Annotated in this window: 12 protein-coding genes; 9 read left to right on the top strand and 3 right to left on the bottom strand. The window is 40.0% G+C overall.

Annotated features, from left to right (window positions below; translation table 11 throughout):
* Nucleotides 1-267 precede the first annotated feature (267 nt).
* The 5 genes from PSE60_RS19225 to megL all read left to right on the top strand — a co-directional run bounded on the left by PSE60_RS19225 (nucleotide 268) and on the right by megL (nucleotide 4728).
* Nucleotides 268-1059, top strand: a complete 792-nt coding sequence (locus tag PSE60_RS19225) for an endonuclease/exonuclease/phosphatase family protein (protein ID WP_210836769.1) — start codon at nucleotides 268-270, stop codon at nucleotides 1057-1059.
* Nucleotides 1060-1119: 60 nt separating this feature from the next.
* Complete coding sequence (locus PSE60_RS19230; protein ID WP_272666460.1) at nucleotides 1120-1701, top strand: DUF1287 domain-containing protein; 582 nt, start codon at nucleotides 1120-1122, stop codon at nucleotides 1699-1701.
* A gap of 215 nt (nucleotides 1702-1916) precedes the next feature.
* Nucleotides 1917-3104, top strand: a complete 1188-nt coding sequence (locus PSE60_RS19235; RefSeq protein ID WP_210836771.1) for an NAD(P)/FAD-dependent oxidoreductase — start codon at nucleotides 1917-1919, stop codon at nucleotides 3102-3104.
* A 13-nt stretch (nucleotides 3105-3117) separates the two neighbouring features.
* Nucleotides 3118-3510: a hypothetical protein gene (locus tag PSE60_RS19240; RefSeq protein WP_210836773.1), complete on the top strand. Its 393-nt coding sequence runs from the start codon at nucleotides 3118-3120 to the stop codon at nucleotides 3508-3510.
* A gap of 15 nt (nucleotides 3511-3525) precedes the next feature.
* Nucleotides 3526-4728 (top strand): methionine gamma-lyase, encoded by a 1203-nt coding sequence (gene megL, locus PSE60_RS19245; RefSeq protein WP_272666461.1) that lies wholly within the window; start codon nucleotides 3526-3528, stop codon nucleotides 4726-4728.
* Between the two features lie 64 nt (nucleotides 4729-4792).
* Here the strand turns inward: megL and PSE60_RS19250 are convergent, their stop codons facing one another.
* Nucleotides 4793-6160, bottom strand: a complete 1368-nt coding sequence (locus tag PSE60_RS19250) for an amino acid permease (RefSeq protein ID WP_272666462.1) — start codon at nucleotides 6158-6160, stop codon at nucleotides 4793-4795.
* Nucleotides 6161-6338: 178 nt separating this feature from the next.
* On the opposite strand from PSE60_RS19250, the gene queE reads away from it, so the two are divergent.
* Nucleotides 6339-7010, top strand: a complete 672-nt coding sequence (queE, locus tag PSE60_RS19255; protein ID WP_210836777.1) for a 7-carboxy-7-deazaguanine synthase QueE — start codon at nucleotides 6339-6341, stop codon at nucleotides 7008-7010.
* Nucleotides 7011-7074: 64 nt separating this feature from the next.
* On the opposite strand, the gene PSE60_RS19260 is transcribed toward queE, so the two are convergent.
* Nucleotides 7075-7692, bottom strand: a complete 618-nt coding sequence (locus tag PSE60_RS19260; RefSeq protein ID WP_272666463.1) for a YagU family protein — start codon at nucleotides 7690-7692, stop codon at nucleotides 7075-7077.
* Between the two features lie 354 nt (nucleotides 7693-8046).
* Nucleotides 8047-8412: a 6-carboxytetrahydropterin synthase QueD gene (queD, locus tag PSE60_RS19265; protein ID WP_004913900.1), complete on the bottom strand. Its 366-nt coding sequence runs from the start codon at nucleotides 8410-8412 to the stop codon at nucleotides 8047-8049.
* 344 nt (nucleotides 8413-8756) lie between these two features.
* Between queD and cysJ the strand changes: the two genes are divergently transcribed.
* From cysJ to cysH, 3 genes are read left to right on the top strand one after another with little or no spacing between them, the layout of a single operon-like run.
* Nucleotides 8757-10562: an NADPH-dependent assimilatory sulfite reductase flavoprotein subunit gene (gene cysJ, locus PSE60_RS19270; protein WP_272666464.1), complete on the top strand. Its 1806-nt coding sequence runs from the start codon at nucleotides 8757-8759 to the stop codon at nucleotides 10560-10562.
* Nucleotides 10562-12295: an assimilatory sulfite reductase (NADPH) hemoprotein subunit gene (cysI, locus tag PSE60_RS19275; RefSeq protein WP_272666465.1), complete on the top strand. Its 1734-nt coding sequence runs from the start codon at nucleotides 10562-10564 to the stop codon at nucleotides 12293-12295. The genes cysJ and cysI overlap by 1 nt, the downstream gene beginning before the upstream one ends.
* Nucleotides 12292-13026: a phosphoadenosine phosphosulfate reductase gene (gene cysH, locus PSE60_RS19280; protein ID WP_272666466.1), complete on the top strand. Its 735-nt coding sequence runs from the start codon at nucleotides 12292-12294 to the stop codon at nucleotides 13024-13026. Before cysI ends, cysH begins: the two co-directional genes overlap by 4 nt.
* The last annotated feature ends 139 nt before the right edge of the window (nucleotides 13027-13165 follow it).

The raw sequence follows: 13165 nt of genomic DNA on the forward strand, positions 1-13165 counted from the left end.
TTGAATGTTAATGAGGGATACAAAGTAGTGAGTAACAACTCACATATTATTTATAGAGTGAGAATAAAAAAGTAAGTAGTATGAATAGCCACCAATTCAGTATTATCCATTTTAAGTTTTAGTGTAAAGCTTAAAGGCCTCATGGTTAAGTTAGTGGTTGTGTTAAATTTGATAAGCTATAACACCTCAAATTTGATATACTACCTGTAGTAACTAATCAAAAAGTGTAAGATTTTCATTATTTTTCTGTGATATAGGGACTCAAATTTGGCGAAAAGAACCTATTCTGTTCGGTATATTGCAGGTGAGCCCGCTAAACGTATTCAGCCGATGCCTGTTCATATGTTAGGTGAATCACTTCCAATAGGCTTACCACTGTTTGCAGCGGGTGAAACTCTTGATGTGGTTACATGGAATATTTACAAACAGCAACGTCCAAATTGGAAACACACCCTTAACGAATTAGTGAAAGATAGAAAACTAATCTTGCTGCAAGAGGCTCAAATGTCACCTGAGCTAATATCTTTTGCAGCATCACATAAATTAATTGCTGATCAAGTACCTGCATTACCTTTCTCGCCTCACCCTGCTGGAGTAATGACTCTCGCAGCTTCACATCCGATATATTGCTGTCCTTTAAGAGAAAAAGAGCCACTTTTACGGCTAGCTAAATCCGCACTGATTACGGTTTATCCGTTACCAAATGGAAAACACTTGATGGTAGCGAATGTGCATGCAATTAACTTCAGCTTTGGTGTGGATGTTTATACTCGGCAATTAAGTAAGCTGGGAATTCATATTGCTAAACATGTTGGCCCGGTGATCCTCGCGGGTGATTTTAATGCATGGAGCAGGCAACGAGTGAATGCATTAAAACGGTTTATTCGTAGTGTTGGTTTAAAAGAAATTGCATTTAATGATGATTACCGTACTAAGGCCTTTGGTCGCCCTTTAGATTACATATTTTATCGTGGATTGAAAGTTAAAAACAGCATTGTACTACCAACAGATGCTTCTGATCATAACCCTATTATGACCAAATTTACACTTTCTAAGTAATTAAGATTATCTCCCCTTATTTTCTCTGGTATTTAATTGTAGATTTGATGAACTATTTTTATGGGGAATATCAGGTTGAAAATATCGTTTTTGTACACACTCTTCTTTTTTGCACAAATAGCAAATGGATCGAGCTTATTGTTAGCTAAACATGCGGAACAGTTACCTCGTTTAGTTATTTATGACTCATCTTATCGACAAATCTCTTATCCAAATGGTGATGTGCCTGAGCAGTACGGCGTTTGTTCTGATGTTGTTATACGCAGCTACCGAAAAATTGGTATTGATCTACAAAAATTAGTTCATGAAGACATGAAAGCAAATTTTCGCCAATATCCCAGCCAGCGTATGTGGGGGTTACGTAAACCAGATACAAATATTGACCACCGTCGCGTGCCTAATTTAGAGGTCTTTTTTTCACGTAAAGGGAAAAATAAGCCTATCTCAAAGAGTGTCAGTGATTATACACCTGGCGATATTGTCTCATGGCGTTTAGATAATGGTAGGCCTCATATTGGCATTGTAACTTCGATAAAATCCCCCAATACACATAATTATTTAATTATGCACAATATTGGTTATGGACAAATTATGGAGGACGTTCTTTTTCGCTGGGATATTGTTGGACACTATTCTTATTAAATGAAATTGTTTTTATGTAATATAATTTCCATAATTATAATTTTCACAATTAATTTCTTCTTCAGGTTATATATATATAAGTGATTAGTTTTATTTGTTATTTTTTAAATTATACCCTAATTATTGTATTGGAATTAATTTTCTATGGGCTATATTTATAACTGATGGGTATAGCGTATAAAACTTAATTAATTATATATACGGTGGTTAATGTAATGAAAAATATAATTATTGTTGGCGGTGGAACTGGTGGAACGATGCTAGCGAATACACTTGCCAGGAAATTGAGTAAAGAAATTTTTTCCAAAAAAATAAAAATAACATTAATTACTGATAATCCAATACATTACTATAAACCTGCATTTATGTATGTTGCCTTTAATCTCTTCTTTAAAGATGAATTAAGTCGCCCAGAAAGAGAGTTGTTAAGGCCTGAAATAGAGTTAGCCATTGATAAAATTGAGTACTTTGATTTTAAAAATAAAGCGCTAAACTCGAAGGATGGAAAAAAATATAATTATGATTTTCTTGTTATTGCGACAGGTTGCGTGCCTAAACCTGAGCGCATTGAAGGTTTAAAGGATATTGGTAACCATTTTTATGCTTATGATGCATCGAGAAAGCTAGCTGATCAACTGGCTAAGATTGAAAAAGGCCGAATTTTTATTACGGTATCATTCCCTGAAACACCTAATGTCCCCCATCAGTGTGGTATCGCACCGATGGAAACAACTTTAATGATTGATGAGTTTTTACGTAAACGCCGGGTTAGGGATAATATTGAAATTGTTTATACCTATCCAACAGTTTCACAATTATTGCGCAACTGTTTATTCATGCAACAACCTGTTTGTGAAGTTATTCCTGAAGTATTCACCGCTAAAAATATTAAAGCACAAAGAGGGTTTACTTTAGATAAAGTTGATCCAGATAAGAAGGTAGCTTATTCGAAAGAAGGGGATGAGCAAAATTTTGATTTACTGATTAGTACTCCTCCTATTACTGCGGTTGAAGCAGTTATTAATACCGGGCTGAGTGAACATAATAATGGTGAAGGATGGCTACCAACTGATCACGAAACTATGCAAGTTTATGGTGTAGATGGTGTTTATGTTATAGGTGATACTGTTGATTTACCGATCAGTAAAGCAGGTGGAAGTTGCCATAATCAAGCTGCAATTATAGCTGATAATATTTGCGGAGAATTAATTTATGGCTATCCTGCAGCTATTTATGATGGGCGAGTTCAAGCTGTTGCCCAAATGGGATTAACGGCAGGGATGCCTTTGCAATACGATTATAAACACGACGTTATTCCTACGCCTCCAACTAAATTAGGAGGATTACTAAGAAATGGCTTTAATAGAGGTATTTATTGGGCTGCTATTCGTGGTTTAGTTTAAGGAGGAAATAAAAATGTCGAATAATGAAAATCAAAGTAAACTAATTGAACTTCTTAATTCTGAGTCGGGTGATCATTTCGCCGAAAAATTAGCCCCTTTATTACAGTTGAATCGTTTAGATAATATTGTTGATTTACTTTCTTTAATTTCTGACCTCATTGATATTACCGATAATAGCACTGTAGAGAAACTGGCAAATTCATTTGAAGACACTTTAGCACCAGTCTGGGAGTTAGGCGCTGCTTATAATATGGCAAAAATGGAAGAGAGATATAATAGTAAAAATCCAAATTTTCGTTCGGTGTATGTTTTATTAAAAGATCCAAACACATTACGTGGAATTAGTACCGTTTTACGAACCTTGCAAATAATGGGTTCTCGATTATCTTCACCCCAAGAGGGGTAATATTTCGGAGGTGGTATGATATTAGATAGACAATATTCTTTTGATACGCGTGTGATACACAATTACTATGATGCAGCCGAAAATTTAGGATCACTTTCTTCTCCCATTTATCAAACTTCAACTTATGTATTTAATAATGTCGAAGAAGGTGCCGCCTGTTTTAGCGGCGAATTGAATGGTTACATTTATACTCGAATAAATAATCCAACATTGAATTTGCTGGAAAAGCGATTGGCTGATTTAGAAGAGGGAGATGCAGCAATTGTATTTTCTTCAGGGATGGGGGCAATAACATCGACTCTTTGGACATTACTTAATCCTGGAGATGAGCTGTTAGTTGATATGACGGTTTATGGCTGTACATACTCATTCTTTCATCATGGATTAGCTCGATTTGGGGTTAAAGTCCGTCACATTGATATGAGTAACCCTAATAATGTGGCACAGGAACTCACTGAACAAACAAAGATGATATTTTTCGAGTCACCTGCAAACCCAAATATGCGTTTGGTTGATATTAATGCCGTGAGCCATATCGTTAAGCAATATAACCTTGCAAATAACCAACAAATATTAGTGGCAGTAGACAATACCTATTGTACTCCTTACATTCAAAAACCGCTTGAGCTTGGGGCAGATATTGTCATTCATTCATTGACTAAATATATGAATGGGCATGGTGATGTGATGGCTGGAGCGGTTGTCACAACGGAGGATTTGGCTAAGCAAATCAGATTAGTTGGACTAAAGGACATGACTGGTGCTTGTTTATCCCCTCATGATGCAAATCTTATATTGCGAGGAATGAAAACATTGCCAATCAGAATGGAAAGGGTGGTTGAGAATGCACAGAAAGTTGCAGAATACTTGGCCTCGTTATCTGAAGTTTCTCAGGTAATGTATCCAGGTTTACTGAGTTTTCCACAATACGCATTAGCTCAAAAGCAGATGAAGTTACCTGGAGGGATGATTGCTTTTGAACTTAAAGGGGGCCTTGAGGCGGGTAAGCAGTTTTTGAATCACCTGCAGTTATTTTCATGTGCGGTTAGCCTCGGTGATTGTGAGTCATTGGCTCAACACCCTGCAAGTATGACCCATTCTACTTACACCGCTGAGGAGCGAGAGCAGTACGGCATTAGTGATGGACTTATTCGTTTATCAGTCGGGTTAGAAAACGTTGATGATTTGATTGCCGATATTAAGCAAGCACTCGTTTGATAACAAAAAGCCCTATATCATATAAATATAGGGCTTAAATTTATTTTATAAATGCTTTTGTTGATTAAGATTTTTGAAATTTACGCATGATAAAGAAGGTGACACTCAATATTGCCACCCATGCAAACCCAACGAGAAGGGCAACTTGGGTGTCTTTAAAGAAGCCTAGTAATGCGATAACAAAGACCATAAATGCAATAGTCAGCGCAGGGCCAATCGGCCAAAATGGGACTGGGAATTTGAGTTTTTTAACTTCTTCAGTGCTCATTTGGCGACGCATTGCAACATGAGAAAGTAAGATCATTAACCAGACCCAAACTGTAGCAAAGGTTGCGATTGATGCAATAATCACAAAGATTTTTTCTGGAAGTAGGTAGTTCAAATACACGCCGAGTAACATTACAACGGACATCACCAGCACAGTGACCCAAGGTACCCCACTTTTCGTTAACTTGGTAAAGACTTTTGGTGCCTGCTTGTCTTGTGCCATACCATACATCATACGACCAGCACCAAAAATATCACTATTGATAGCTGAGACTGCTGCTGTGATCACCACGATATTTAAGATATTTGCCGCTGATTGAATACCTAGGCTATCAAAAATTTGGACGAACGGGCTGCCATTTTGACCGATTTGGTTCCACGGATAGATGCACATCAGAATAAAAAGTGTTAACCCATAGAATAATAAAATACGAATAGGTACTGCATTGATTGCTTTAGGAATGGTTTTTTCTGGATTTTGCGCTTCACTGGCGGTAATACCGATTACTTCGATACCCCCGAAGGCGAACATTACAATGGCTAAGGACGCAATAACGCCTTCAATACCGTTTGGCATAAAGCCACCGTGTTCCCAGAGATTTTGGATACCCACCGCATGGTCAGTTTCTTGGCCGAAACCGTAGAACATTAAGAAGGTACCACCAACAATCATTGCGATGATTGCGGAGACTTTCACGATAGACAGCCAAAATTCCATTTCACCGAAAATTTTAACATGGCATAAATTGAGCGCACCAATAAATAGCACGATACTTAATACCCATACCCATTGGTCAACATGTGGAAACCAGAACCCCATGTACATCCCGAAAGCGGTAATATCAGCTAAGCACACAACTAACATTTCAAATACGTAGTTCCAGCCAGTTAAAAAACCAGCGAGGGGGCCCATGTAATGGCTAGCGTAGTGAGAGAATGAACCGGGTACTGGGTGATGCACAGCCATCTCGCCTAAGGCTCGCATGACCATAAATACAGCGGCACCACCGACCATATAAGCGAGTAAAACTGCAGGGCCTGCCGCTTGAATGGCGGAAGCAGAACCATAAAATAAGCCGGTACCAATCGCTGACCCTAAAGCCATAAAGCGAATGTGCCGAACACTCAGCCCCTTTCTGAGTTGATTTTGTTCACTACTTTGCATGTCTTTTCCTGTCTTTTTCTTCGTTCGATATGTTGTTCCGAATATGCTTTCGGTATTGTTTATTCAGTCGGACGTACTTTATTGAACCCTAAGGTGGCTACATTATCACAAACTTCCTTGTTCGTGAGATAGATATCTGCAATATAATGTGTGCTTAGTTAACTATTTTAGGAGTGATATGAAATACCCAATTAATGAAATCTTCCAAACCATTCAGGGAGAGGGGGTTTTTACTGGTGTTCCAGCTGTGTTTATTCGTTTGCAGGGCTGCCCAGTTGGATGTAGCTGGTGTGATACCAAACAAACATGGGAAAAAGAACAAGATAAAGAATCGACCCTAGGGGATATCGCACTTAAAACGATTGATTCAGATTTATGGGCTATGGCAAGCGGTGAGGCATTGATTCAATTAATGAAAGAAAAACACTTCAGCGCACAGCATATTGTTATTACCGGCGGTGAGCCTTGTATTTATGATTTACAACCATTGACTGCGATATTAGAACAGCATGGATATCAATGCCAAATTGAAACTAGCGGCACATACCCTATTCAATGCACAGAAAAAACATGGGTTACCGTATCACCAAAAGTCGGTATGAAAGGAGGGTTACAGGTGATCAGGCAAGCAGTAAATCGCGCTAATGAAATTAAACACCCTGTTGCTCGCGAAAAAGATATTGAGGCACTTGAGAAAATTTTAGCATTACGTACTGTCGAAGCCTCTCCTGTAGTAGCATTGCAGCCAATTAGCCAAAAGGCGGCGGCAACGAAATTGTGTATCGAAACCTGCATTCAACGTAACTGGCGTTTATCGATTCAAACACATAAGTATTTGGATATTCAATAAAAAAATAGCGATAACGTAGCAGTAACCCCCAATAGTTGGAAAACGCTTATTGGGGGGCTTTAAATTATCTAAATGGTTGGTTTAATGGTACTTCAGGATCTGGCTCGTGAGTAATACGGTTACGTAAGTCACGACGAATAATTTCAATAGACCAAAACCAAATTAAATGACCAAATATTTCTGATACATTCTCATACCATGGCAGGTCGAAAAGTGGAGGGGTGAGCCCCATTAGAGGGAATGAAATCATATGGACAAATAATTGCGCCAGTGCACCCGCTAACAACCCTTCCCATAGCTTAATTTTAGGGAATATTTCAGCAACAATACAATACCCGACAGCAAACACGATAGAAAATATGATGTGAGTAACACCCACTGAATTAAAAACGTGCCCAGCAAAAGTGTAAACTGCAGCGTTGGGGTCAGCGATCCCTAACCAATCTCTTAAGAAAATATAAGGTGGATTAAGAAAATTACGTGAGCAGTCAATTTGTTCCGCTGCACGAATCAGTGTTTCAGGTGAACAAGCTGCATTAAACATATCCGTTGGACTTCTTGGCGGTAATGGAACTTCAGCGCCCCATTTGACAAACGAAGAGACAATACCTGCAATTAAACCGATAAATGCTGCTAGTCCATAGCGCCTTCTGGACTTAGGTGTTTGTTGAAATAGATTCATTTTCCCTACCTTATTAAAAGTAAATAATAATAAATAATAGATCAGGTTATAATTTGATGCACTATGTCAAATTAATGTTTTTATATCCTTAATGTTAAAGAGGGAAATGTCAGTCACTGATTTATTTCTTGCTTTAACCTTACCCTCATAACATACGGATCTTTAAAATTTAGCCTATTAAAGGCAGTCAGGGGGCTTTCTATGCAGCGTTAGGCGTTGATATGGGTGATGAGTCGAAAGTGAGGATATAGGGATTTAGCCCCTCATTTAAAAATCTATTGGGCTTGCCGCTAAGTCAGCGGTCTGAGGAGCGTGTATCCCTACTGTTATATGACTTTTTTAGCGCATTAACTTTTAAGCTTCCCCGCGATAGACACAGCCTGCATTGCAGGTTTCTTTTACGGTAACCGCACTTAATAATGGTAGTAAAGGCTTAGTTTGCTGCCAAATCCACTGGGCTAATACCTCACTCGTTGGGTTTTCTAACCCTTCTATATCATTTAAATAGTGATGGTCTAAGCGTTCCCAAATAGGCTTAAAAGCGGCTTTTACATCGGAAAAATCAATAATCCAACCACTATGTGAGTCGACTTCACCGGTGATTTCTAAACGCACCATGAAAGAATGGCCATGGAGTCGGCCACACTTATGACCCTCTGGTACATGAGGAAGTTTGTGGGCGGCTTCGAAAGTGAAATCTTTATAGATTGTTGTACTCATATGTGGCTCCTTGTTGTGAATAAACAGCGTATTGTACTGCATTTTTAGGTAAAAATATCTTTAATTACTAAAATAGCGTTAACCGCTTTTATCAATATGATCCATCAGTTAATTGCTTTAGGCTTTTTAGTTATTAATTATGGCTATCGTTTCTTATCCCATTATCTAGGGTTGTTATAACCTAACGGCATACCCTATATGTTTCAGGTACTGCGGTATTTTTTGCTTTATTACCCTAATTATTTGGGGGAATGGGCAGGTATTAGGTTGTCGGTCTTTTCTGGGGTAATGACATGGCATCGTTTTTTTAAATCAAAGATGAATAACGCTGGGGTTACAAGATAATGACAAAAAAACAGCCGCCATTAGCGGCGCTGCCAATATCTGTTGAGCAATTAACACGTTTACAGACAGCCGTTGATGATTTCTCATCTCATCAACTCGCATGGCTTTCTGGTTATTTGTGGGGAGTGGTAAATCAAAATACGCAAGTTGATGCACTGGTCAGTACGCCTGTAGTTACGCAAGACACTATCACAATTATCTCAGCATCACAGACAGGAAATGCACGTCGCCTATCAGAGCAGCTCAGAGAGCGCTTGGTTGGTGAGAAAATTAGCGTGAATTTAGTGAATGCTGGGGATTATAAATTCAAGCAAATTAACCAAGAAAAAGTGTTGGTTATTGTAGCGTCAACTCAGGGTGAAGGGGAGCCCGCTGAAGAAGCGGTTGCACTGTATAAATACCTTCATTCTAAAAAAGCGCCTAATTTATCACAAACCAGCTATGCGGTTTTCGCGCTGGGGGATTCCTCTTACGAAAAATTTTGCCAGGCGGGTAAAGATTTCGATTCGCGACTTGCATCATTAGGGGCCGTACCATTAACCGAGCGAATTGATGCAGATGTTGAGTATCAAGCGATTGCGAGTGAGTGGGTTGAAAACCTCACACAAATTTTAAAAGCTCGCGTTCCTGCTCAAAGTGATAGCCAATTATTGGCGACTCAAACAGGAAGTGTGAATGAAATTCATTCATCACCTTATAGTAAAACTGCACCATTAACAGCATCACTTCTGAGTAACCAAAAGATCACCAGTCGAGACTCGCAAAAAGATGTTCGCCATATTGAAATTGATCTCGGTGACTCTGGTTTACGTTATCAACCTGGTGACGCGCTAGGTATTTGGTTCGATAATGACCCTGCTTTAGTTGATGAACTGGTGGCTTTATTGTGGTTGCAAGGTGACGAAGAAGTCTTTATTGGTTCACAGCGCCATTCACTACGCGATGCGCTGATTTATCAATTAGAACTAACACAAAATACCCCTGTGATTGTCGAAAAATATGCTCAGTTGTCAAAAGATGATGCGTTGTTGTCATTGATTAGCGATAAAACCGCTATTTTACACTACGCACAAAATACGCCCATTGTGGATATGGTACGCCAAGCGGCATCTCAACCAACGGCTCAAGAATTTATTGACTTACTGCGCCCGCTAACCCCTCGTTTATACTCGATTTCCTCTTCTCAATCTGAGGTAGAAAATGAAGTTCATGCGACGGTTGGTGTTGTCCGCTATGAGATTGATGGTAAGGCGCGCACTGGTGGCGCTTCCGGTTTCTTAGCTGATCGCTTAAATGAGGATGATGAACTTCGCATATTCATTGAGCACAATGATAATTTCCGTCTACCACAAGACCCCAATACGCCGGTGATCATGATTGGTCCTGGAACGGGGATTGCACCATTTCGCGCTTTCTTACAGCAGCGTGACAATGACGGTGCGGCAGGGAAAAACTGGTTGTTTTTTGGTAACCCACATTTTGTTGACGACTTTCTCTACCAAGTGGAATGGCAGCGCTATGTCAAAGACGGTTTATTAACCCATATTTCATTAGCATGGTCCCGCGACCAGCAAGAAAAAATCTATGTACAAGATAAACTTCGCGAACAAGGTGAAGAAGTATGGCAATGGTTACAAGAAGGTGCGCACATCTATGTCTGTGGTGATGCAAACCGCATGGCCAAAGATGTCGAACAGGCATTATTAGATATCGTCAGCCAATACGGGAACATGGATAGTGAAGAAGCTGATGAATTTTTAAGTGAGCTGCGCGTAATGCGCCGTTATCAGAGGGATGTTTATTAATGAGCAATGAACAACAACAAAAGCCCTTAATTGTCGAAGGTAAACTCGCCGACAGTGAACGCATGAAGCAAGACAGTAATTACTTGCGTGGAACCATTAAGGATGACTTAAAAAATGGGTTAACAGGGGGATTTGAAGGCGATAATTTCCTGTTGATTCGTTTTCACGGGATGTATCAACAAGATGACCGTGATATTCGTGCCGAGCGGGCAGAACAAAAACTCGAACCACGCCATGCAATGATGCTGCGTTGCCGTTTGCCGGGCGGCATTATTACACCCAAGCAATGGCTTGATATAGATAAGTTTGCCACGGAACATACGCTGTATGGCAGTGTACGTATTACAAATCGGCAAACATTTCAGTTCCATGGCATCCTAAAAGGGGATGTAAAGCCTGCCCATCAAATGCTAAGTCACGTTGGTTTAGATGCCCTTGCAACGGCGAACGACGTTAACCGTAACGTGTTATGTACGTCTAACCCAGTGCAGTCTGAATTGCACCAACAAGCCTATGAATGGGCAAAGAAAATATCTGAACATTTATTACCGCGAACTAGTGCTTACGCGGAAATTTGGTTAGATAAAGAAAAGATAGTAACAACGGATGAAGAGCCAATTTTAGGGCAAACTTATTTGCCAAGAAAATTTAAAACCTCAGTCGTGATCCCACCACTAAATGATGTGGACTTGCATGCAAATGATATGAATTTTATCGCAATTGCCCAAAATGGAGAGTTGATCGGTTTTAACGTGCTGGTGGGCGGTGGCTTAGCTATGACTCATGGGGATACTGCAACATTTCCTCGCTTAGCCAGTGAGTTTGGGTTTATTCCATTAGACAAAACATTAGCGATTGCGGAAGCGATAGTCACCACTCAACGGGATTGGGGTAATCGAACTGAACGTAAAAATGCAAAAACCAAATATACCCTTGAGCGTGTGGGGGTCGATACCTTCAAAGCAGAAGTCGAAAGGCGCTCAGGTGTGACTTTTGAGCCCATTCGGCCTTATCAATTCACTGAACGTGGTGACAAAATTGGCTGGCTCAAAGGGATTGATAACCGCTGGCACCTAACATTGTTTATTGAAAATGGTCGATTAATTGATTTAGATAACAAGCCATTAAAAACCGGTGTGGCTGAAATTGCGCGTATTCATCAAGGTGATTTTCGTTTAACGGCAAACCAAAACTTAATTGTAGCGGGTGTACCTGAAAGTGAAAAAGCGGCAATCGAAGCGATTGCCAGATCTCATGGGTTAATGAGTGATGACATAACGGCGCAACGTGAAAATTCCATGGCTTGTGTATCATTTCCAACTTGCCCGCTCGCGATGGCGGAAGCAGAACGCTTTTTACCTGAATTTATTAGTCAGGTGGAAAGTATCATGGCCTCTCATCAAGTGGCCAATGAACATATCGTTTTGCGGATAACGGGTTGCCCTAATGGCTGTGGGCGAGCGATGTTGGCAGAAGTTGGGCTGGTCGGTAAAGCTGTTGATAGATATAACTTACACTTAGGTGGAAATCGCATTGGTACTCGTATTCCACGTATGTATCGTGAAAACATTAGCAGTGCGGAAATTCTAACCATTTTAGATGAGTTAATCGGTGACTGGGCAAAGGCACGCTTGCCTGACGAAGGGTTTGGCGATTTCCTTATTCGCACCAATGTCGTAAAACCAGTATTGAATTCAGCCGTCGATTTTTATGAGGTTAAGGAGGCGGTATGAGCCGACTTGAGCTAGCAACACTCACCGCACTCGATAAGCCCCAACAAGTCGCTTATCTCGCTGAGTTTAATTCCCAATTAGAAGTTATGAATGCATTACAGCGTGTTGAGTGGGCAGTTGAATACTTACCCACAGAGTTTGTATTGTCTTCCAGCTTCGGTATCCAAGCGGCACTGACGTTGCATATGGTGACGCAAATTGTGCCTAATATCCCAGTTATTTTAACGGATACTGGCTATTTGTTCCCAGAGACCTATCAATTTATTGAGGCGTTAACAGATAAGTTGAATTTAAATTTACAGGTGTATCGAGCAAAGCAGTCGCCAGCTTGGCAAGAAGCGCTGTATGGTCAACTTTGGACGCAAGGGCTTGATGGTATTGAGCGTTATAACCAATTGAATAAAGTTGAGCCAATGGAACGCGCGTTACATGAATTACAGGCACAAACTTGGTTTTCAGGTTTACGGCGAGAACAATCAGCAAGCCGTGCAAATTTGTCTGTACTAGGTATCGGAAAAGGCATTTTTAAAGTTTTACCAGTGATTGATTGGAATAATAAGCAAGTTTATGAATATTTAACAAAATATGATTTACCCTATCATCCTCTGTGGGAGCAAGGGTATTTATCGGTTGGTGATACCCATACAACTCGCAAATGGGAAGAGGGAATGAATGAAGAAGATACGCGTTTTTTTGGATTAAAGCGTGAGTGCGGGCTGCATGAAAACTAAATACTCGTCATACTTCAAGTTACATGGGTGTTGACTGCGCTCAGCTAGCCGAATCACATACTTATGTATGCTCATCGGCTATCTTCGCTTGTCGCCTACATGTAACTCGAATTATTTAGAGTATTAATTTAGTTATAAT

This window comes from Providencia sp. PROV174 (genome assembly GCF_028480685.1).
GTDB classification, from domain to species: Bacteria; Pseudomonadota; Gammaproteobacteria; order Enterobacterales; family Enterobacteriaceae; genus Providencia; species Providencia rettgeri.